Below are 22598 nucleotides of genomic sequence, written 5' to 3'. Positions count from 1 at the left end.
TGCCGGCAACAGAAAGGAAGTTCAATGTCTTCGAATCATCAACAGGCGAATCAACAAGATAGCCATCAAGCTGTCGTGCCTCAGGCGCCGCATTCATTCAAGCAACAACCTGAACTGAATTTCTGGCAAATTTTTAATATGTGCTTCGGCTTTTTAGGCATTCAATTTGGTTTTGCCCTGCAAAATGCCAACGTTAGCCGCATTTTCCAAACCTTAGGCGCCTCTATCGATGAAATCCCCATTCTGTGGATTGCCGCGCCGCTGACGGGTTTGTTGGTTCAACCTATTATTGGTTATTTAAGCGATAAAACTTGGGGACGCCTTGGCCGCCGCCGCCCTTATTTTTTGATTGGTGCGATTTTTACCACTCTCGCCATTTTTATCATGCCGCACTCGCCTACCCTGTGGATTGCCGCGGGCATGTTGTGGATAATGGATGCCTCGATCAACATCGCCATGGAGCCGTTTCGCGCTTTCGTTGGTGACAATTTACCGAAAAGCCAGCGTACCCAAGGCTATGCCATGCAAAGCTTTTTCATCGGCATTGGCGCTGTGGTCGCTTCAGCTTTACCCTATATTTTGACTCACTTTTTTGCTGTCGCTAATACTGCACCAGCGGGTGAAATTGCCGACTCAGTGCGTTATGCCTTCTATTTCGGTGGCGCAGTATTATTGCTAGCGGTCACTTGGACTGTCGTATCGACAAGAGAATATTCCCCCGAAGAGTTAGCCGCCTTTAACGCAAAACAAGTCGATGCTGAGGATGAAACCTTAGCTCGCACTCGTACCCGCAAGGACTACCAATTTGCGTCCTTCGTGTGGATGGGGCTCGGCGCCTTGCTCACCTTCGCTATTTGGGCGCAGGATTTAGATAAGCAGCTGTATATCTTAAGCTTAGGGATTTTTGCCTTTGGCCCATTGCAACTGTATTGCGCGCTGCGTTTGGGCAATTCACACCCCGCTGAACGCAATAAGCTCGGCATGGTATTTAGCGTGGTCGATGACTTATTCCATATGCCCAAAGCCATGCATCAACTGGCGATAGTGCAGTTTTTCTCTTGGTTTGCGTTGTTTGCCATGTGGATTTACACCACAGCTGCCGTGACGTCTTACCATTTTGGCAGTAGCGATGTGTTGTCCCAAGCCTACAACGACGGCGCAGATTGGGTCGGCGTGCTGTTCGCCTCCTACAATGGTTTTGCCGCGATTGCCGCGATTTTCATTCCTATGCTGGCTAAGCGTATCGGTATCAAACTGACGCACACAGTCAATATGTTCTGTGGCGGTATCGGGTTGATTAGCTTCTTCTTTATTAAAGATCCAAGCCTGTTATGGCTGCCTATGATAGGTGTCGGTATCGCGTGGGCGTCCATTTTATCTGTGCCCTACGCTATGTTATCGGGCATGTTACCCCCGCAAAAAATGGGCGTTTACATGGGGATCTTTAACTTCTTCATTGTGATCCCGCAGCTTCTTGCCGCCAGTGTGCTGGGTTTAGTGCTCAATGGTCTGTTCGATGGTCAACCTATTTATGCGCTGATCACAGGTGGCGTCTTGATGATGTGCGCTGGTATTGCAGTACTTTTTGTTGAGCAAGAGATAGTGGATCAAAATGACCAAAGCGCCGCCGTAAATAGCAAAACCAACTTAACCACAAAAGCCGCAAACAAAGTTAACTGACAGTTCACTAAGTGCTGTGGCGCTGAATAAGATGGCACTCAATTAAGTGCCATCTCCTTAAGTGAGGCTCTTTTAGATGCCAGGCCGTTAGATGCTAGGTCTTTAGATAACAGTCAGTTAGTCGACATACATCCAGATACGTTAAGCGCGGTGGACTCGGCAATTTGGCGATTCACCGCAGCATGAAGCTTTTATATCAATTCAATCACTATAAAAATATAACCATTATTTGGGGAGAACGAGATGGAATCGAGTCCTACGCCGCAGCAGGATCTGCACACTAGCCAAACCCGTCACGCACAAACGTTAACAAGGCGCAGCCGCCTAGCGCTTGCCGTCGCCGCAAGTCTATTAGGGACAATAGGATTCACAGCCTGTTCACCCACATCGAATTCAGCCACACCAAGCATGAGTGGCAATGCCGCATCAAATGTGCAGCAGGTTGCGCCCGGCGCACCGGGTAAAGCGCCGACTTGGGCATTTTCGGGTAAAACCGGTATTGGAACGTCGTACGAGCCTTACACCCAAGGTCAATACCAAGATGCCAAGCAAAATCCCATTAGCCGCGTTTGGTTCTCCCTCGCCCAAGGTATTTTAACCGAAACCATGTATGGTCTTATTCACAATGCGCAGCTCAAAGAACTGCAATTTGTGGTCACGGGTAATGGCTTTGTCGATACCGAAAAAGATAACACCATCAGCAGCATAGAATATTTAGATACCGAAGCTAACGGTCGCCCGCAATCCCTTGCCTATAAAATTATCAATAAAGATGTTGAAGGTAAGTATCAGATTGAAAAGCATATCTTTACCGATCCCGACCGCGACACCCTAATGATGCGCATCACCTTTACCGCCTTTGAAGACGGCATTACGCCGCATTTGTATGTCAATCCGCATATCGATAACGCGGGCGCCAATGATATCGGCCGCATCGACACTCATACTGACAATCATGCCAACACTCATGCCAACACTCATGCTAGTAATCAGGCGCTGGTGGCCTATACCGCCGCCAAAGACAGCAGCGTGATGACGGTGAAATCCGATCTCAATTTTGTGCAGGCAACGACAGGCTTTGTCGGCGTCTCTGATGGCCTAGCCGATTTGGCCGATAACGGCAAACTCGATACACACTATCAAACGACCAGTACGCAAGATAAATCGACCGTTGGCAATATCGCCTTTACTGCGAGTTACCCTACGCTCATCAAAGCCAAACCCGTCACCTTTAATCTCGCCATCGGTTTTGGTAAAGATGAAGCACAGAGTTTAGCCAATGCCGATGCCACCTTAACCGCAGGTTATGATGCTGTGCTGAGCGCCTATAAAGGCGATGCCACCCATGTCGGCTGGCACGATTACTTAAGCTCGCTGCCCGCCATCACAAACATGGCCAACAACACGACCGATAACGGTAAGCTGCTGTATACCAGTGCTATGGTCTTAAAAGCGCAGGAAGATAAAACCTATGCGGGCGCACTTATCGCCTCGTTATCTAATCCTTGGGGCGATACGGTTTCAGCAGCCGTGCCGAGTACTGGCTATAAAGCGGTATGGCCGCGTGACTTTTACCAATGTGCCATGGCATTCCTCGCCATGGGTGACACCCAAACGCCCAAAGTGGCCTTCGAATACCTGAAAAAAGTGCAAGTGACCGAAAAGACACCCGGCTTTACGGGTACGCCGGGTTGGTTCCTGCAAAAGACCCATGTGGATGGCCAAATTGAGTGGGTTGGTGTACAGCTCGATCAAACCGCCATGCCAATCATGCTCGGCTGGAAACTCTGGCAAGCGGGTGTACTCACCCCTGATGAGATCAGTCACTGGTATCAAGAGATGCTCAAAGGTGCAGCGGACTTCTTGATCAGTGGCGGTGAGGTCAATCTGGATTGGAATCACACTCAAATCACCCCGCCTAAAACCCAGCAAGAGCGTTGGGAAGAACAGGCGGGTTACTCACCCTCGACAACGGCCGCAGTGATCGCAGGTCTTGTTGCCGCGAGTGAAATTGCCAAAGAAGCTAAAGATATTACTTCAAGCGCCCGTTATCTTGCCGCCGCCAAAGACTTAAGTAATAGTTTAGAAAAACACTTAGTCACCACCCAAGGACTACTAAAAAACAGCGCAGGCGTCAGCGCGCCTTACTATTTACGTTTAAGCCCGAATGGCGAGCCAAATACTAGCGATACACTGGCGGCGAATAACGGTAAGCAAGGTTTAGACCAGCGTCAGATCCTCGATGGCGGATTTTTAGAACTGGTGCGTTATGGCGTGCGCGGTGCAACCGATAAGCTCATCAATCAAAGCCTTCAATTGATTGATAACACTGAACTTGACTCTAATTTGCGCCTTAAATATGAGTTTACCGCCAAAGATGGCAGCAAAATTCCAGGCTTTAGACGTTATGGCAACGATGGCTACGGTGAGGATACGGTGACTGGCAAGAACTATGCGGAATCGGGCAGCAACAGCGCCGATCAACGTGGCCGCGTCTGGCCCTTCTTCACCGGTGAGCGCGGTCATTTTGAATTAGCACTCGCCCAAGAAAAAGGCGAGCTAACAGGCAATTACGCGCAGCAAACCAAGCAGCAGTTGATCAACACCTATGTGCAGGGCATGGAAACGTTTGCGAATGCGGGCATGATGTTACCCGAGCAAGCGTGGGACGGTGTCGGCGATGCCACCCGCTACCATTACCAACTCGGACAAGGCACTAACTCTGCCACGCCGCTAGCTTGGACCCATGCCGAATACATTAAACTGGTGCGTTCTATGACCGACGGCCAAGTCTGGGATAACTACCCTATCGTCCCAGCGGCATTGAAATAATGAGTTGAAATAGCCAATTAAAATTGCGTATTAGCTTAACGATACTTTGATAGATTACAGGCTAGAACAGCATCCTAGATGTTGTTCTAGCTTTTTTACAGACGATGTTATTGTGCCTGATTTAGCGCCTGCTTTTCATCGGCTTATGCTGCGGATAATCTTGCGGCGTGCAACCAAATTGCATTTTAAAAGCTGCACTGAAACTGCTGACGCTCAGATAACCTAGACTATGTGCCACCCTAGTCGTGCTCTCTCCTTGGCTTAAGCTTTCAAGCGAGTTTAATAGACGAAACCTTTGCCGCCACTGTCGATAAGTGAGCCCAGTTTCAGCTTTGAATAGTCGTTCAATCGTTCTCACACTCGCGCCGCCCATTTCGGCTAACTCGGTCAGGGTGTAATTCACTGTTGGGTGCCGGATCAACTTTTGGATCAAGCGGCTGAGTCTTGGATCTGAGCCTGCGGGTAAATGGGCATCTAGGCTGTCCAGAGTTTCGAGCTCATCAATGGCAACCAAACCCAGCCGATGCAGTTGTCCACTGCCTAAAAGGTGTGAACTCTCACAGAGTTTGAGCACCAGTTCGCGCATCAGCGCTGTCATAGTCACCATCACCACTTTTGTATCCTGTGGCCTAACATCATAGCTAGGATCAATATAGATATTACGAGTGTGGGCGTGGGTTTCGCTGTTCACTTGGTGAGATAAATTGCAGGGGATCCAAACCGCATGGGTTGAGGGTACCACCCAGACGGCATTTTCACTGCGGACACGTAACAAGCCTTTCGCGGCCCAAAGTAGCTGCCCCCGCGGATGTGAATGAGGCTCGATGCCCGCTTCCGCCGCCATATTGCGAGTATGGGTTAACACAGGTCGATTGGCATCTGTGATAAACGCCACATCACTGGGCGTTAACAATGTCGCTTTAAGAACAGCTTTTGACATATTACCCTCTTAAAACGCCAAACTAAGTCAGCTATCTTAGTTGGCATCTTTTACGTATTCAACCCATAGGTCGGTAAACATGAAACGTTTTATTGGCGTTAAACCGCTAGCGTTTTTCAGTACACTGTTGATCGCTACTTTACTTGCACTTTTTCCGCTGAGTCAGCATCCCGCGGTGTTTTCCTATAGCGCTGGCCTAGTATTAGTGACCTTGATGTTTTGGAGCACAGGTTTTTTCCCGCCCTTTATGGCGGGGTTAATATTTTTTGCCCTTGCCACCATTTTCAAACTCATTGAGCCGAGTGTACTTTTTTCAGGATTCGGCTCGACTGCGGTGTGGTTAATCATTTCAGGGTTTGTGATTGGCAGTGCCATCACTCAGTCTGGCTTAAGTCGCAGAATGGCCAGTTTGATTGCCCCCATACTGACCTCAAGTTATCCACGCTTGATTGCGGGTTTGGTCTTTAGTGCCGTGCTGCTTGGCTTTGTGATGCCCTCATCCGTTGGCCGTGCGGTGGTCATGGTGCCAATTGGTATGGCGTTAGCTGAGCAAGTCGGTTTTGCTCGTGGTAGTCATGGGCGGATAGGCATTGCGACCGCCTTGGCACTGGCGTGTAACATGCCCAGTTTTGCCGTGTTGCCCGCGAATATTCCCAATATGATATTGGCGGGTTCCAGCGAGAATCTATTCAATATCCATTTTGGTTATACCGAGTATCTCTTACTACATTTTCCAATCCTTGGTTTGCTCAAATCGATATTGATTGTGCCGCTAGTCGTCTTCCTATTTCCTGCAAAAATAGATGAAAATCGGCCTGAAAGCTTTATTGAAACAGAAGCTTATAACCTTGGTATGCAAAAGAAAGTCACAGTATTACTTGCGATCACTTTACTGTTTTGGGTGACAGACTCACTGCACGGGGTCAATCCGGCGTGGGTTGGACTGACCACCGCTATCTTGTTATTGCTCCCCAAATGGGGAGTACTTGAGCCTAAGAGTTTTAATAGTTCGGTGGATTTTGCGACCGTCATTTTTGTCGCGGCGGCCTTAGGTCTAGGGGCATTGGTCAATCAATCTGGACTTGGCACTGCGCTAGGTCAATTGTTCAGTGAATGGCTACCATTGCAGCAAGGGGCATCGTTCCTGAATTTCATGTCTTTATCGCTGATGGGGACGCTGACGGGATTAGTAGCAACGGTTCCAGGTGTGCCGACAGTGTTGTCCCCCATGGCGGCAGATTTTGCCAATGCAACTGGCTTCTCCACCCCAGCGGTATTAATGACGCAGGTGATCGGTTTCTCAACCGTGATTTTTCCTTATCAGGTTGCCCCGTTGATTTTGGCGATGCAATTATCCCAAGAGCCCTTAAGCAAACTACTTAACATCACCTTACCGCTGGCGGCAATCACTCTAATTGCACTTATCCCACTGGATTATCTGTGGTGGCTATGGCTCGGTTGGATTAACTAAATTGCGTTAGCTAAAGCGGGTTAACTAAAGCGTTAACTAAATTAAATTGACGAAACACTCACCCTTGGCGGTATTGACGCCGCCAAGGGTACTTTAGAGCAGGCATCATCAATTGCCTCGCGCTCTACACTCATCACTCTACAGCGCATACAATCATCACACAGCATAAAACAAGTTCGTCTTTGCGCCAGGGTCGATAACACAACTGTCCAAACATAAATTATTTCGATAAGTTTCATTGTTAGACTATACTGTTCATACGTACAGTATATTGTGATTTATTATGATGATCCTAGGCCGCTTCGCCAAACATACCCAATATCGGCTCTCGCTATTTAGCTCCTTGATTGCCGCAGGATTTCCGTCACCTGCCCAAGACTATGTAGAACAAACATTAGATCTCAATGAGTTATGCATCAAGCACCCCGCCGCCACGTTTTTTGTCAAAGTCCAAGGGGATTCGATGATCGAAGCGGGGATTTTCTCCGGTGATATTTTGGTGGTGGATCGCTCATTACAGCCGGCCCACGGAGATACCGTTGTCGCAGCAGTCAACGGCGAGTTTACTGTAAAGCAATTGCAACTGCGCCCTGTGGTGCAATTACTGCCACGTAATGCCTTATTCTCCCCGATTGCCATCAATGATGAGTCTGAGTTAAACATCTTTGGGGTGGTGACCAACGTGGTGAAAAAGCTCAAATGACGCCCTCATTATTCGCCCTCGTCGATTGCAATAATTTTTATGCATCCTGTGAGCGGATGTTTAGGCCAGATTTAGCTGGCAGGCCGATTGTGGTGTTATCCAATAACGATGGCTGCGTCGTCGCCCGCTCGGCAGAGGCAAAACAACTTGGCATCAAGATGGCGGTGCCTGTGTATCAAATCGCAAACCAACTCCGCCAGCATCACGTCGCGGTATTCTCCTCCAACTATGCACTCTATGCCGACATATCAAATAGAGTCATGACCACCTTAGAGCAAATGGTACCGAAAGTAGAAGTGTATAGTATTGATGAAGCGTTTTTAGACCTTTCTCGTCTCGATAAATGCATTGATATTCATCAGCTTGCACTTGATATTTATCAACGGATACCGCAGTGGATTGGGATCAGCGTTTGCGTCGGCATTGGACCGACAAAAACCCTCGCTAAACTGGCAAACCATGCCGCGAAACGTTATCCCGCGACGCGGGGCGTGGTTGACTTGCGCGACCGTGAACGCCAACGACGGCTGATGGCGCTTATCCCTGTCGACGAAGTCTGGGGAATAGGCCGTCGGCTTACAAAACGCTTGAACATCATGGGCATAAATACCGCGTTGCAATTGGCGGATGCGCATCCCAAGCTTATCCGCGACACCTTTTCTGTCACCGTTGAGCGCACGGTACGCGAACTTAACGGCATTGACTGTGATGACATACAAGAGGTCGCCGCCACTAAGCAACAAATTATCAGCTCCCGATCCTTTGGCAGCCGTATTGATAATTTAGAAGCGATGCAACAGGCAATCAATGAATACACTTTTAGGGCCTGTGAAAAACTGCGCTCCGAGCGCCAGTACGCTAAAGCGATGTCAGTATTTGTGCGTACTAGCCCTTTTAGCGATGCAACTCCCCAGTACAGCAAATCACTATCGGGCAGTTTAGTTCGGCCCAGCAATGATACGCGGGATTTTGTCACCCTTGGCCAAAGCCTACTGCAACGCATTTGGCGTGAAGGTCATGCCTATGCAAAGGCCGGTGTCATGTTAGGGGATTTTTTTGGTGCTGGCGTGTTTCAGCTTGGATTATTCGATGACGTCACGCCTAGGCCTAAAAGCAAAGAGTTGATGCAGTTACTCGATAAAGTGAACCACAGCGGTCATGGAAAAATATGGTTTGCAGGACAAGGTATTGACCCGACTTGGGGAATGAAGCGTGAGCAGCTTTCCCCTCGTTACACCACCCAATGGGCACAATTACCCATAGTGAAATAATCAACAAATCCAGTGGCTAAATGACCGCCTGCGAATTACAGACCCCACCAAACTCTAAACTAACTCTAAACTAACTCTAAAATCCATATAGCACTAAAACCCATCTAGATCTAAAAAATATATAGCGCTAAGCCCCGTTGGGTGTTAACGCTAAAGTGGCATTAACACCCATCAAGCTTTGGCTCATTCCGCCTTAACACTCTTCATCGCTGAGATCTTCAAAGTACCAGTAGCCTAGATTCACCCACTCGGTAAGTTGCGTGAGCAAATCAGCATGGGCTAACCAAGGGGCTAAGGCAGCTTTATCCAACTGATTACTATCACATAGTAATGGGATCACTGCGGCCAATTCGGCTGAAAGCTGATACTTATCACCATTAATATAGACAACGCCCTGTGCCACATTGATATCAAAATACAAACAGCGCAATCCACCGAGGCGAATAAGCGGTTGCTCATCAAGCCAAGCGAGTACTTCGTCTTGCGCGATGTCCAATGGCTCATCGGGTAAATCTAAGGCGCACTTTGACTGAGTTAAATAGCGGCCCGAAAACTCGCTCACCAATTCATCGGTCAACATATTAGTCAGTTGGGTGCGTAACCGCGCTAAATCGCCATTATCGACACAGCCACTGCGGGTGGTCAGCTCACGGTCTGGATCTTTAATTTGCTGTGCGCCTAAATCCTGCTCAGACAAATGATCGGCCAAAGCGCTTATCATATCTTTGGCGGAGGCGGTGCGATAACCCACTGAGAAACTCAAAGACTGCTCTAAGGTTATGCCGTCATGGGGGAATCCAGGGGGAATATAAAGGATGTCGCCGGGCAGCAACTCAGTATCGATAATCGGGTCAAAGGCTTCGGTGTGCAGCAAAGCGGGATGGGCGGCAAACTCTTTGTGCGGCCCCAGATCGCCTACGCGCCAACGGCGACGTCCCGAACCTTGGCAAATAAACACATCATACAGATCGATATGCGGCCCCACGCCACCGCCAGGCGTTGCAAAGCTCACCATCACATCATCTAAACGCCAGCGCGGAATAAAATCAAAGCATTGGATCAAGGCTTCCGCATCGGGCACCCAGTTATTCAAAGCTTGGACGATCAAAGTCCAATCCCGTTCACCAAGATGATCGTAGGAATCGAAGGGGCCAAATTCCGCCTGCCATTGGCCTGCTTGTTGGTACACCCGCCGAGATTCCACCAGCTCATCCATGGCTAAGCCCGCTAATTCTTCGGGCGAGACTAAATCTTGAAAATGCTTGAATCCTTGGCGGATCACCAAGGGTTTTTTCTGCCAATACTCTGCTAGAAATTGCGCGGGCGTTAAGCCGTTAATATCGAGTTGCATGGGGTGCTCACAAACCAAACTGTTATTCATAGCAGCAAATGCTAACAGGAAGCGAAACCAAGAAAGCTCGACCGGATCAACAAAGCATTAAGTCTTTTGTCAGCATCAATGGGATAGTGAATTTACTAACGTATTGAATTACAATCGGCTTATCTAAAAGCATTTCGCCACAAACAGCGCTAATGCTGACACATCATTTATTGAGTCCATGTAAGATCTATGCCTACATCAGCTGCTAACACTTTGGTCGTGCTCGACTTTGAAACCACGGGGCTATCGCCCAATCAAGGGGATCGCGCGATTGAAATCGGGGCTGTGCTGATTGAAGACGGTGTGATCACCCAAAGATTTTCTGAGTTAATGAACCCAGGATTTAGAATAAGTCGCTTTATTGAGGACTACACAGGGATCAGCAATCAAATGCTCAGGGACGCGGCGCCCTGCAATGAAGTGATGGCGCGTTTTGCGGACTTTATAGCCGATCACAATTTAGTTGCCCACAATGCGGCGTTCGATCAGCGCTTTTTAGATGCGGAGTTTGCCCAAATTCGCCATCGTTATCTTGGGCAATTTGGCTGTTCCTTGCTGGTGGCGAGACGTTTGTATCAAGCGGCACCCAATCATCAGTTAGGTACTTTAGTGCGCTATAAACAGTTGCCGACCGATGGCACATTTCACCGCGCCTTAGCCGATGCCGAAATGACCGGCCATTTGTGGTTAGCTATGCTGGCAGACCTTCAGCAAGAGTTTGGACTCTGCTCACCGACCTTTGAGTTACTGCAAAAATTAGCGAAGAAAACCAAAGCAGAGGTGCCGAAGTTTTTACGCCAATACGCCGTCAAGTGATCCAAAAAGCAACGCAGCTAAGAGGTATCAAAAAGCAAAAAGCCGATAAATCCAAGGATTATCAGCTTTTTGTTTCAATAGGTACGATTTAACTATTCAATCGGTTGCCAACAAATAACAGTATGCTAGAGCTACGAACGCCTAGCGATAATAGCCATCTATAGCGGCTTAAGCGGCGCGCTATCAATGCCGCAGGAGCTGCGAACCACTAAGGTTGTCGGAATAAGCTGCGCACTCACCTCTTGTCCGCGGATAAGTTTGAGTACACTGTCGACTAAGATCTCACCGGCTAATTGGGTGTTCTGCTTAATGGTCGTTAATGGCGGATTAGCAAAACTCGCCACCGGAATATCGTCATATCCCACTACAGCGACTTGTTCAGGGACTGAAATGCCCTTTTCTTTCAGCGCCCGAATCGCGCCGATGGCAATCAAATCGCTGGCCGCAAATATCGCATCAAACTTAGTGCCTTGGGCAATCAACACCATAGCGGCATCGTAGCCTGAACTTTCTGTGCTGATGGCCGACACTTGCTTAGTGCGATCCACGGGAATATTCGCCGTTTGCAGCGCCTTCACATGCCCTAAATATCTGTCCCTAAACTCAGGGCTATGGCTCGAAGCATCGCCTAAAAAGGCAAAAGCGTTGCGGCCAAGGGAAATCAAATGCTCTGTCGCAATCAAGCCGCCTTGATGATTATCACAGCCAATCGATAGCACAGACTTATTGTTATGCTCGGCGCCCCAAATCACAAAATGGGTATTCTGCGCTAACAGTCGCTCCAGCTTTTGCTCGTAATCCATATAGTCGCCATAACCGAGCAGAATAATGCCATCGGCTTTATTGCTGTCTTCATAATCGGCGTGCCAATCGCTGGATAATTGCTGAAAAGAAACGAGTAAATCATAACCCTGCTGCGCCGTTGCTCGGGTAATGGAGCCTAGCATTGACAGAAAAAAGGGATTGATTAACGAGTCATCATTGGTGGGGTCTTCACACAATAACAGCGCTAAGGTATGGCTATTTTGGGTGCGAAGATTACTGGCGTTTTTATCAACCTTGTAATTCAGCTCTTTAGCAATGGCTTGAATACGTTGACGGGTCTCTAAATTGACTAACGGACTGTTTCTAAGGGCACGGGAAACCGTAGACTGGGATACGCCAGCACGATAAGCAATATCAATCGAGGTCGCTTTCGATGCCATAGAGAGGAGGTAACCTTAGTGATTATTTTGCGTCGATACTAAAACAGTTCCGCTAACTTGTATAGACGAATGCATTAACATCCGTCTTACACTTAGATTTTCTGCTTAAATGCCAAGCTGATCGAGCAAATCATCGGCGTCATTATCAATGGCGCGAGTCGCAATGGCGGGTTTGTCTGCCATCTTCACCCAAGGCGAAACATTCGACGTTGAGTCCTTATTACCGCCTATCGTACTGTGCTGCTCTAATAGGCTGTCGGGGTCGAATTCTTCATCGTAAACAAATTCATCTAAACGAATGAACTCAGTTTTATCCATGGCAAATTCGAGGTAGAAAATATGATTGTTTTCAGTTCTAAACGACACTCTACGGGCGACCGCATCATCTAAGTTAGCATCGATTGAAATGGTTAACTCTTTATTAATCGTCAACATTTTTGGCTGACTTTGGCTGATTGACGTTTGCAATTCTTTTGAAATTTTATTAATAAAATCCCCTAAGATTTGGTTCATCAACTCACCCATCACGTTACTCACTTCATCTGACGTATGCGAAAATGCCAACTCAGATTCAGGCATGCCCATGTTCAGCATGTAGCGACGGTAGATTTCAATCGCCGCCGAAGATGAAAAGTTAATGACGACTAGGCCCGAAAAACCACCATCAAAAATCGAGAAACAACCAAGATCGGGTTTTAGACGCGTGCGCGCGATACTTTGTACCATACCTGCGTGGGTAACATTACTGGCACTGGTGCTAGAGAGTACGTGGGCGACTGAGTGACATAACTTCAGTAAAATATCATCCGACGTTACGATAGTATTTGTGGTCATAATCGATTCTCAAACTGAATAATGCATTAATCTTGCGCGTAAAAGCGTAAAAAATCAAAATTAAAACAATTGATTAGCCTAATTTAGCAAGGCCGTAAAGTTAACATAACGCTAACTTATTGATATTTAATAGGTCAGATAAAACCTGCAACATGCAACGACTTAAAAAACGGCATAACTTAATAAGAACATGCCCCATAATGCAACAGATTAAAATTCCCTATCATCATTTCCTGCTTTAGATCAAAGAAACTCATATTTTATAACGGCTTTTGCTGAATTTATGTCACAGACGATTCAATTGAGATTGATTCGCAGGTATATTAAGTAACAATTATCAGCCTTTGAGACCCCCCAATGATCACGTTTTTGCGCCGATTTACTATCTTGCAACGCTTAATGATGATGCTTCTTATGGCCGCGATAGGGACTGTGTGTTTTGCCAGTTTTTCGATTAAGGAGCAGTACAGCAATTTAATTGAGCAGAAATGGCTACAGATAGACGGTCAACTCGCAAGCATGTTAAGCGTGATAGATGTACATCGTCAGGATGCGCTCAAAGGTAAATACAGCGAAGAAGACGCCAAGAAAGCTGCCGCTGAGTTAATCAATCAGACTCGCTATTCTGGCTCAGGCTATTTCATTGTTATTGATGATAATAATCAAATCCTCGCCCACGGTGACAATGCAAGTCTTGTTGGCACCTCAGCATTAACGTTTAAATTACCCAATGGCACTAATCCATTGGCCACTATGCTGCCATTAGCGCGGGCTAAATCGAAAACCACCCTCGAATACCCCATAGCCGATCCTATGACTCGCGCTATCGAAGATAAGCTCGCCGAAGCCCGTTACTACCCACAATGGGGCTGGACAGTGATGACCGGTGCTTATCTCAGTGACGTTAAAGCGAGTTTAAAGTCAGTTATTATCGATTACCTGATTATTATGTTTTTGATTTCAGTGCCGATTTTTGCTTTCTTCCTTGTGCTTAATCATTCCATTACCTCGCCATTGAATGATGCCATTGATGCCCTTGAAGATATTGCCCAAGGCGAAGGCGATTTAAGTCAGCGCATTAATGCCCAAGGTAAAGATGAAATTGCCCATCTTGCCCGCGCCTTTAACATGTTTGCACAAAAAATTGGCGACATGGTCGGCCATTTACAGCCTTTAGGCCAAGCATTAGACACTGACGCCAAACAACTCTTAATTGCAGTTGAAGAGTCCAATCAAAGTGCTGAGCATATCCACAGAGAAACGGGTAGCGTTGCCACCGCAGTCAATCAAATGCTCTCAACCACCCATGAAATGGCGAGCAACACCCAGCAAGCGGCCGATGCGGCGAACAGCGTAAAAGAACAAGCGCAGCAAAGCCAAGTGGTGATTGACAACACGGTCAGCAATACTGAAAAGCTGGTGGCTGAATTAAAAGCCTCTGAAGTTATCACCCAAAAACTGGGTGTCGCCTCACAGCAAATCGGTAGCATTCTCGATGTGATCCGCAGCATTGCCGAGCAGACAAACTTACTCGCCCTTAACGCCGCCATTGAAGCTGCGCGAGCGGGGACCCATGGCCGCGGTTTTGCTGTAGTTGCCGATGAAGTCCGCGCCCTCGCCACTCGCACCCAAGACTCGACCAATGAGATCCAAAAAATCATTAGCGAGATCCAATCTGGTGTCGGCTCAGTGATGAAAAGCAACAATCAAACTCAGCTGCAATCCGATGAGCTGCAAGCCCAAGCCCACGAAGCGGGTAAAGCCATGGCAGCGATTCTGCAATTAATTGCCCATATCAGTGATATGAATACCCAATTAGCCAGCGCCACCGAAGAGCAATCATTAGTGACCGAAGAGATTAATCGAAATATTTGTAATATTTCGGAATTAACGGAAGTCTCAGTCAAAGCTAACGAGAGCAACAATCATGCGGCTCAGTCACTGCAAGACATTAGCCAAGACATGTCCCGCACCTTGGGTCAGTTTAAAATCTAACTAACAGTATATGAGCTGTATAACTTGTCGACTGGGGCGCCATAGGGCGCCCTTTTCTTTGGGTAAACCTTCTGGTAACGCTTGTTAACCGCTATCTCACCAACAATGAATTTCAACGAAAAAAATCCCATTAACCACAAATTCTCTGTCACGCTAACGTTTGATATGCGGTATGCTTTAGCCTTAAAAATCCAACCGAGACACTGCCATGCGAATGACCTTAGCCGTTCACCCTGAACAGTACACAATTCATAGCTTTAGCCCGAATGCCGTATTGCCCAGTGAGGTTTTTGCACAGGATATGTATTTCATCGGTAAAACCCAAGAAGGTTTATCTTTAGTCATTTCCAGTGAGATGCAACTCGACAGCCTAGAGCAAGAACCGGGCTGGTGTTGTTTTGAAGTGCTCGGGCCACTCGGATTCTCGATGACAGGCATTTTATCTAAAGTGTCTGGCACCTTAGCGGACGAACAAATCAGTATTTTTGCGATTTCCACCTTTGATACCGATTACATCCTCGTGAAAAATAATCGCCTCAAAAGTGCCATCGCCGCCTTGAAAAAACAGGGCTACCACATCATAGAATCGAAAGACGAAGTGTAATACCCCATTAAATATGAGCTCATCCACTATGTACGAAAAATCTGTCACCATTACCGCCAAACATGGGATTCACACCCGCCCTGCAGCTTTACTGGTTAAAGAAGCCAAAACCTTTGACTGCGATGTCATGGTCGAATGTAATGGTAAGCAAGCCAGCGCTAAGAGTCTGTTTAAGCTACAAACTTTAGGGCTATATTCTGGCGTCACGGTAAGAGTGTTTGCCGAAGGTGAACAGGCACAAGCCGCGGTTGAGAAAGTCTCCGAGCTGCTGATCACGCTAAGCTAGGCCTTTATCCTATTTACTAGTGCACTGATTAGCGCACTAATATATAAGTGCTTACATGTAGATCTTACCGACGAGGGATAAGTTGAAACGGATTCTGTTAGTGCCAATAGTTTACATGTCAACGCTTTACAAACTCAACGCCACTCAACTAGACTCGCTAGCGCTAACGGGCACTCAGTTCAGTGGTTAATTTAGGAAGGGATATGTCAATAACGGGGATTATAGTGTCATCGGGAATTGCCTTTGGTCAGGCACTTCACCTTATTCACACCGAACACCACCTCGATTATCGCCCTATTCCCCTGTCGAAAATTCCCCAACAACAGGGCAAGTTTACCAAAGCCTTGCAAGAGCTACAGGCACAACTGGCCCACAGCCAAGCCGCACTCGATAGCGATTCAGAAAATTATCAGCTGATCGAAGCCGATTTATTGTTATTGGAAGACGATGAATTAATCGAGCAAGTGAACGATGCGATTCGTACCTTACAACTGTCGGCAAGTGTGGCGGTTGAACGCATATTTGCCCATCAAGCCAACGAGTTACAATCCCTAGATGATCCCTATTTAGCTAATCGAGCCCAAGATGTACGCTGTTTAGGCCAACGCGTTGTCGCCGCGATCAATGGCCATTTAAACCAAGGGCTCGAAAAACTCGACAGACCCACCATCTTGTTGGCACAAGATTTAACCCCCGCCGAATTTGCCTTGCTGCCAAGGGAAAACCTCTGCGGTATTGTGCTCAAAACTGGCGGTTTAACCAGTCATACGGCGATTTTAGCCCGAGCTGCCGGCATTCCAGCCATATTAAGTTGTCAGTTTGATGCCGATTCGATCCCCAACGGCACGCCCTTAGTACTCGATGCGCTCAATGGTGAGCTTTGCGTTAATCCCAATCCTGATCAACAGGCAAGACTTACCGTCACCTTTCACCACGAACAGGCAAGACGGGCGGCGCTGCAAACCTATAAGGATGGACCCGCGCAAACCCAAGATGGCCATATTGTGGGGCTTATGGCTAACGTCGGCAATCTCAACGACATCACCCATGTCAGCGATGTTGGCGCCGATGGTATAGGTTTGTTTCGCACCGAATTTATGCTGATGAACGTCAGCACCCTGCCCGATGAGAAAGCCCAATACAGCTTATATTGCGATGCATTGCACGCTCTGGGCGGTAAGACCTTTACCATCCGCACCTTAGATATCGGTGCCGACAAAGAACTGCCTTGCCTGTGCCAAGAAATAGAAGATAATCCCGCCTTAGGGCTGCGCGGCATTCGCTACACCTTGGCACACCCCGACTTATTTAAAACCCAATTGAGGGCTATTTTGCGCGCCGCAAACCACGGTCCGATCCGCTTGATGTTCCCTATGGTTAATCAAGTCGAAGAATTGGATGAAGTGTTTGCACTGATTGCCCAGTGCCAAGATGCCCTGGAAGAAGAAGAGAAAGGTTACGGTGAACTCAGCTACGGTATCGTTGTCGAAACCCCCGCAGCGGTATTTAACCTCAATGCTATGCTGCCACGACTCGACTTTGTCAGCATTGGCACCAATGATTTAACCCAATATGCAATGGCAGCCGATAGGACCAACCCGCAGCTTACCCGCGACTATCCGAGCCTTTCGCCTGCCATTTTAGCGTTAATTAACATGACAATAGTCCAAGCAAAAGCGGCCAATGTGAAAGTGTCGCTGTGCGGCGAACTGGCCAGTTCACCACAAATTGCACCGCTGTTAATCGGCATGGGGCTGGACGAACTCAGTGTTAACTTAAGCTCACTGTTAGAAGTCAAAGCTGCCATTTGCCAAGGCAACATCCAACAATTTTCGGCGCTGGCGCACACTGCATTACAACAAGATAGAATTGCAGGTCTACAGCAGTGTATAACAAGCTATAAATAGAGACATTTATTCGTTATGCTGCATTACAGAACAAAAACAATGACAAAAACAAGCAAAAGAGGCTCTAGATTATGGGATTTTTAAGCCGAATAAGGCGCTTGGTATCGGGTCAGACTCAGTTAGCTGGCGGTATCATGGTATATGCCCCCGTTTCCGGCGATATCGTCGCTATTGAAAAAGTCCCCGATGTGGTTTTTGCAGAGAAGATTGTCGGTGATGGCATTGCCATCGCCCCCAAAGGCGAATTAATTCTTGCGCCTATCGACGGCACCATCGGAAAAATTTTTGAGACAAATCATGCCTTCAGCATTGAGTCTCCCCAAGGTTTAGAATTATTTGTGCACTTTGGCGTCGGCACAGTCGAGCTGAGGGGCAAAGGTTTTAAACGTTTAGCCCAAGAAGGCCAAGAAGTGAAAGTCGGCGATCCGATTTTGTCCTTCGATATTGATTATCTTAAAGACCAAGTCGACAGCCTACTCACCCCTGTCGTGCTGGCAAACATGGAAGACGTCAAATACCTAGACAAGGCCCAAGGCAGTGTCACCGCAGGTAAAGACGTGATCTTTACGGTACAGCTCTAATTTAACTGTTTACATGCATCGTTTATCGGTTGTGTTTTGAATAATAAAAGGCTGGCTCATAATCATGAGCCAGCCTTTTACGTTTTTGAAAACCGAGCCTAACACGGTATTTGAATTCGCCAAGCTGTAGCTGTCTCGATACACAGCACTTAGAACAATCCATTTCGGTCGTTTTCACGCTAAGCCATCACGTTAGCTGCAACGAGCTGAGATAGAGTTCTCGTACACTAATCCGCTTTAAACATGGCAAAATCGGGTCGCGGTAGTCTATCTAAAATACTGTACAGATAAATCACCAATACTGAGAGTACGGCGCCGGTCAAAAACAGCCACTGACCGCCAAAATGATCCAATATAATACCGCCGCCAAGGGGCGCGAGCGCAAAGCCTAAATCATAGAATGAGGCGGCCCCAAAGTAAGCCCCCCGAAGATGATCAGGGGCTAGGCGGTCGATATGCACATTCATAGTGGGAAACAAAATCGTCTCGGCGACACTCATCACCACAATTGCGCCTATCCAGCCCCAAAAAAGATCCAGCGGATTAAATGCCAGCCAGATCTGTGAGCAGATCAGTAACAGCAATCCGATTTGAATCCGTTTGACAAGCGGAAAACGGGCCATGAGTTTCAATAGCAAAAATTGGGTTGAGATAATCACCATAGCATTAGTGAAAATCATGCCAGAGATTAACGTCAGTAAATCAGGCGCGCCAGCACGAGTGAGATATTGGATCAACGAACTGTCCATTTGGGCATAAATGAACATACATAAAATATTGGCGAAAATTAAACATTGCAGCAATTTATCTTGCAATAGAATGGCGACAATTTGCTTACGGCTCACGACTGCCGCTTTTTTCGTGCTCGCCTCAGTATCACTCGATAAGCCATTCACGCCACGATTAACACCATCACTTGTTATGTCATTTACACAGTCATTTACACTGCCACTTGCACCATCACTTTCAGTGCCACTCGTAGCGTCACTTAAATTGTCATTCGATGAGGCGCCAGCCGCCAAAGCAACATCCTGACGGGTTTGATGGTTAAATCCCCAGTACAACATAATTAACAACACGGCAAAGGCCACTGCGGTAAGGTAAAAACTGGACTGCTTGCCCGTAAGACCAAGCCATACCCCAAGCATAGGGCCAACGGCGCAGCCAACGTTGACGATGAAATACAGTGACTGCATCGCCAATTCGCGTGTTTTAGGATCGGCAATAATGTCGCCAATAGCCGCCGATGTCAGCGGTCGCCATAATGAAGTGGCCATAGAGCACAATGTCATCACAACTACATACCCTTCGACAGAATTGGCTTCAGCCAATAACGAAAACGAGATGATATAGAGAGTGCCCGTCACGTACATCAGCTTATGACGACCTATTCTGTCGGATAATGAGCTACCAACAAAGCTGGTAAATACCGAAATAATCGCGGCGCTGGACAAGACCATGCCGACCTCTGTGGCACTTAGCGCAAATTTCTCATATAAAATAACAGCTAAAAATGGCCATACCATGTAATAACTGCCACGGGTGATAAACGACCCAAACAAAAATATCCACATCAAGCGCGGAAATTGCTTAAATCGCTGCAAAGAAACATCGCTGTGCATTTTAATCCTTTAAAAGTCGCGCTAGAGTCAACGCCAGATATCAAACTGATTTTAATGAAAAAACAATATATACAAGGCACTTAAGTTAAACAAGTGTTAAAAAGTCAAGCCAAAGCAAGGCAATAGCGATGATTATCCCTAGAAAATTAGCGTTTTGTTACTCACCAGATATCGGCAACACATCCCACTTGTGACATGCGGCGCACAATGCCACAATGCCAGCAAAATCAATGCTTGCAAGCCAAGCGTCCATCCACACTGGAGCATCATTTTGACCCTCTACGGTATTAAGAATTGCGATACAGTGCGTAAAGCACGTAAATGGATTGAAAATCATAAAGTTCCAGTTCATTTCCATGATTTTAGAGATGACGGCCTACGTCAAGAATACCTCGAATTCTGGTGTAAAACCTCAGGCTGGGAAACCGTATTCAATAAGCGCAGCACAAGTTTTCGTGCCCTCAGTGACGCAGATAAAACCGATATCGATCAAGCCAAAGCCATTCAACTTATGCTTGCGCAACCGACACTGATCAAACGCCCCGTCTTGGTCGTCGGTGAACACGTGCTGATTGGCTTTGATGAAGCCGCCTATAAAAGAGTATTTTCACTATGATGCCAGCCGACGATTATCCTGTAACTGAACTAACAAAAGCGCTGATTGCCCGCCCTTCGGTGACGCCGCTTGATGAAGGCTGTCAAACCTTAATGGCTGAAAGACTCAGCACCATCGGCTTTAATATCGAACCTATGGTATTTGAAGACACCACCAATATGTGGGCTCGCCGTGGCAATGAAGGTCCGGTCTTTTGTTTTGCCGGCCACACAGATGTTGTGCCAACGGGTGATGTGAGCCGCTGGCACACGCCGCCGTTTGTGCCCACCATCATTGATGGCTACTTATATGGCCGCGGCGCGGCGGACATGAAAGGTTCATTGGCGGCTATGGTCATTGCCACCGAACGCTTTGTCGCTAAACACCCAGATCATCATGGTTCAATCGCCTTTTTGATCACCAGCGATGAAGAAGGCCCATTTATTAACGGTACGACTCGAGTCATTGATACCTTAGAAGCGCGCAACGAGAAGATCACCTGGGCGTTAGTCGGCGAACCTTCATCGACCCTAAAGCTGGGTGATGTGGTCAAAAATGGTCGCCGCGGCAGTTTAACCGGTAACTTAACCGTGAAAGGCATTCAAGGCCACGTGGCCTATCCACACCTTGCCGATAACCCAATCCACAAAGCCACGCCTTTCTTAGCCGAGCTGAGTCAGATGCACTGGGATAATGGTAATGAGTTCTTTCCGCCCACCAGCTTCCAAATCGCCAATATTAATGGCGGTACCGGCGCATCGAATGTGATCCCCGGCGCACTAGACGTGATGTTTAACTTCCGTTACTCCACCGAAGTGACCGCCGAAATATTGATTGAACGGGTTGAAGCCTTATTGAAAGCCCACGAGCTAGACTACGATATCAGCTGGATTTTCAATGGTCTGCCATTTTTAACCGGCGATGGCCCACTGCTTGACGCGACCCGTATTGCTATTCGCCAAGTCACAGGCTATGAGACAGATCCACAAACCACAGGCGGCACATCGGACGGACGCTTTATCGCGCCAACGGGTGCCAAAGTGTTAGAGCTTGGCCCAGTGAACGCCACCATTCATAAAGTGAATGAATGCGTTAAAGTGGATGACCTTGAGCAGCTAGCCCTGTGTTATGAAGTGATTTTGGAACAACTATTGTGCTAACACACCTTGAGATCCGCCCCGAAACCGCGAGGCTTTACGGCTTAAACGCCACTGAATTAGTGGAATATTTAAGTCCGTATCACCATGGGTATCATAGCTTTTGGCTCGAAGCGAACACCGCCATCGCCTTTAATGCGATGGCGGAAAAAGCCAAAGAGGCGGGCATAGCACTCGCCATCTGCTCTGCCCATCGCCCTTTTGAGCGACAACTGGCAATTTGGAATGCCAAGGCCAGCGGTAAACGCGCGGTATTAGATGCCAACGAGCAAGCGATGAGTATTAAGGGACTGAGTGACGATGCCATCGTCGACTTGATTTTGCTCTGGTCGGCGCTGCCCGGTGCTTCACGTCACCACTGGGGCACAGATCTCGATGTGTTCGATGCGAATCAAATTGATGTCAAAGCCCTGCGTCTTGTTGAAGCTGAATATGTCCAAGCTGGCCCCTGCGCCAAACTGCATGCTTGGCTAATGGAGAATGCCCATGATTTTGGCTTTTATTTCCCGTTTCAACAGGGACAAAGCGCGGTCAGTCCTGAGCCTTGGCACATAAGCTATTTCCCTGTTGCGCAATTATTGTTGCCGCAATTCGATCGTGCCGAACTGGCAACCTTGTTAGAAAACAGTGATATGTTGCTAAAAGATGCGGTACTAGCACGATTAGACTATCTAGTGGATGAATACGTGCTGCGTATCGCTCAGCCTTAGCTGTGGGA

At 47.6% G+C, this 22598-nt stretch carries 19 protein-coding genes; 14 read left to right on the top strand and 5 right to left on the bottom strand.

Annotation, left to right across the window (positions count from 1 at the left end; genetic code table 11):
• The first annotated feature begins 24 nt into the window (after nt 1-24).
• Both Q4Q50_RS10830 and Q4Q50_RS10825 read left to right on the top strand, forming a co-directional pair.
• Nucleotides 25-1680, top strand: a complete 1656-nt coding sequence (locus Q4Q50_RS10830; RefSeq protein WP_311899278.1) for an MFS transporter — start codon at nt 25-27, stop codon at nt 1678-1680.
• Between the two features lie 243 nt (nt 1681-1923).
• Nucleotides 1924-4512, top strand: a complete 2589-nt coding sequence (locus Q4Q50_RS10825) for a glycoside hydrolase family 15 protein (protein WP_311899277.1) — start codon at nt 1924-1926, stop codon at nt 4510-4512.
• 121 nt (nt 4513-4633) lie between these two features.
• Here the strand turns inward: Q4Q50_RS10825 and Q4Q50_RS10820 are convergent, their stop codons facing one another.
• Nucleotides 4634-5452: an AraC family transcriptional regulator gene (locus Q4Q50_RS10820; RefSeq protein WP_311899276.1), complete on the bottom strand. Its 819-nt coding sequence runs from the start codon at nt 5450-5452 to the stop codon at nt 4634-4636.
• Between the two features lie 79 nt (nt 5453-5531).
• On the opposite strand from Q4Q50_RS10820, the gene Q4Q50_RS10815 reads away from it, so the two are divergent.
• The 3 genes from Q4Q50_RS10815 to umuC all read left to right on the top strand — a co-directional run bounded on the left by Q4Q50_RS10815 (nt 5532) and on the right by umuC (nt 8897).
• Nucleotides 5532-6923 carry an SLC13 family permease gene (locus Q4Q50_RS10815; protein WP_311899275.1) on the top strand — a complete coding sequence of 464 codons (1392 nt, stop codon included), beginning with the start codon at nt 5532-5534 and terminating at the stop codon, nt 6921-6923.
• A 283-nt stretch (nt 6924-7206) separates the two neighbouring features.
• Nucleotides 7207-7626: a translesion error-prone DNA polymerase V autoproteolytic subunit gene (gene umuD / locus Q4Q50_RS10810; protein ID WP_006081811.1), complete on the top strand. Its 420-nt coding sequence runs from the start codon at nt 7207-7209 to the stop codon at nt 7624-7626.
• Complete coding sequence (umuC, locus tag Q4Q50_RS10805; protein WP_311899274.1) at nt 7623-8897, top strand: translesion error-prone DNA polymerase V subunit UmuC; 1275 nt, start codon at nt 7623-7625, stop codon at nt 8895-8897. Before umuD ends, umuC begins: the two co-directional genes overlap by 4 nt.
• Nucleotides 8898-9090: 193 nt before the next feature.
• Here the strand turns inward: umuC and Q4Q50_RS10800 are convergent, their stop codons facing one another.
• Entirely contained in the window at nt 9091-10248 is a 1158-nt protein-coding gene (locus Q4Q50_RS10800) for a ribosomal protein uL16 3-hydroxylase (protein ID WP_311899273.1), read from the bottom strand.
• Nucleotides 10249-10467: 219 nt separating this feature from the next.
• On the opposite strand from Q4Q50_RS10800, the gene Q4Q50_RS10795 reads away from it, so the two are divergent.
• Complete coding sequence (locus Q4Q50_RS10795) at nt 10468-11094, top strand: 3'-5' exonuclease (protein WP_011846919.1); 627 nt, start codon at nt 10468-10470, stop codon at nt 11092-11094.
• Nucleotides 11095-11252: 158 nt separating this feature from the next.
• Here Q4Q50_RS10795 and Q4Q50_RS10790 read toward each other — a convergent pair whose 3' ends face one another.
• On the bottom strand, nt 11253-12299 hold the full coding sequence (locus Q4Q50_RS10790) for a LacI family DNA-binding transcriptional regulator (RefSeq protein WP_311899272.1): 1047 nt from the start codon (nt 12297-12299) through the stop codon (nt 11253-11255).
• A gap of 105 nt (nt 12300-12404) precedes the next feature.
• Nucleotides 12405-13133 carry a DUF3334 family protein gene (locus tag Q4Q50_RS10785; RefSeq protein WP_006081816.1) on the bottom strand — a complete coding sequence of 243 codons (729 nt, stop codon included), beginning with the start codon at nt 13131-13133 and terminating at the stop codon, nt 12405-12407.
• Between the two features lie 357 nt (nt 13134-13490).
• Between Q4Q50_RS10785 and Q4Q50_RS10780 the strand changes: the two genes are divergently transcribed.
• From Q4Q50_RS10780 to crr, 5 genes are all read left to right on the top strand, one after another.
• The gene (locus Q4Q50_RS10780; RefSeq protein WP_006086816.1) at nt 13491-15128 is read left to right on the top strand and encodes a methyl-accepting chemotaxis protein; all 1638 of its coding nucleotides are present in this window, start codon (nt 13491-13493) and stop codon (nt 15126-15128) included.
• Nucleotides 15129-15336: 208 nt separating this feature from the next.
• Nucleotides 15337-15732, top strand: coding sequence for an ACT domain-containing protein (locus tag Q4Q50_RS10775; protein ID WP_006086817.1), 396 nt, complete (start codon nt 15337-15339; stop codon nt 15730-15732).
• Nucleotides 15733-15760: 28 nt separating this feature from the next.
• A complete protein-coding gene (locus Q4Q50_RS10770) occupies nt 15761-16018 on the top strand; it encodes an HPr family phosphocarrier protein (RefSeq protein ID WP_006081819.1) in 258 nt (85 codons plus the stop codon).
• A gap of 203 nt (nt 16019-16221) precedes the next feature.
• Complete coding sequence (gene ptsP, locus Q4Q50_RS10765) at nt 16222-17925, top strand: phosphoenolpyruvate--protein phosphotransferase (RefSeq protein WP_259563444.1); 1704 nt, start codon at nt 16222-16224, stop codon at nt 17923-17925.
• Between the two features lie 71 nt (nt 17926-17996).
• On the top strand, nt 17997-18506 hold the full coding sequence (crr, locus tag Q4Q50_RS10760) for a PTS glucose transporter subunit IIA (RefSeq protein ID WP_006081821.1): 510 nt from the start codon (nt 17997-17999) through the stop codon (nt 18504-18506).
• Nucleotides 18507-18733: 227 nt separating this feature from the next.
• On the opposite strand, the gene Q4Q50_RS10755 is transcribed toward crr, so the two are convergent.
• A complete protein-coding gene (locus Q4Q50_RS10755) occupies nt 18734-20128 on the bottom strand; it encodes an MFS transporter (RefSeq protein WP_311899271.1) in 1395 nt (464 codons plus the stop codon).
• A 271-nt stretch (nt 20129-20399) separates the two neighbouring features.
• Here Q4Q50_RS10755 and Q4Q50_RS10750 point away from each other — a divergent pair, with 271 nt between their 5' ends.
• The 3 genes from Q4Q50_RS10750 to Q4Q50_RS10740 are packed head-to-tail and all read left to right on the top strand — an operon-like array spanning nt 20400 to nt 22590.
• Entirely contained in the window at nt 20400-20744 is a 345-nt protein-coding gene (locus tag Q4Q50_RS10750; RefSeq protein WP_311899270.1) for an ArsC family reductase, read from the top strand.
• A complete protein-coding gene (dapE, locus tag Q4Q50_RS10745) occupies nt 20744-21883 on the top strand; it encodes a succinyl-diaminopimelate desuccinylase (RefSeq protein ID WP_311899364.1) in 1140 nt (379 codons plus the stop codon). The genes Q4Q50_RS10750 and dapE overlap by 1 nt, the downstream gene beginning before the upstream one ends.
• Nucleotides 21877-22590 (top strand): M15 family metallopeptidase, encoded by a 714-nt coding sequence (locus Q4Q50_RS10740; RefSeq protein WP_311899269.1) that lies wholly within the window; start codon nt 21877-21879, stop codon nt 22588-22590. The genes dapE and Q4Q50_RS10740 overlap by 7 nt, the downstream gene beginning before the upstream one ends.
• The last annotated feature ends 8 nt before the right edge of the window (nt 22591-22598 follow it).

Origin of the sequence: Shewanella scandinavica, from assembly GCF_031932065.1 — a bacterium.
Classification (GTDB): domain Bacteria; phylum Pseudomonadota; class Gammaproteobacteria; order Enterobacterales; family Shewanellaceae; genus Shewanella; species Shewanella baltica.
This window is presented reverse-complemented; position numbering and strand designations above follow the sequence as displayed.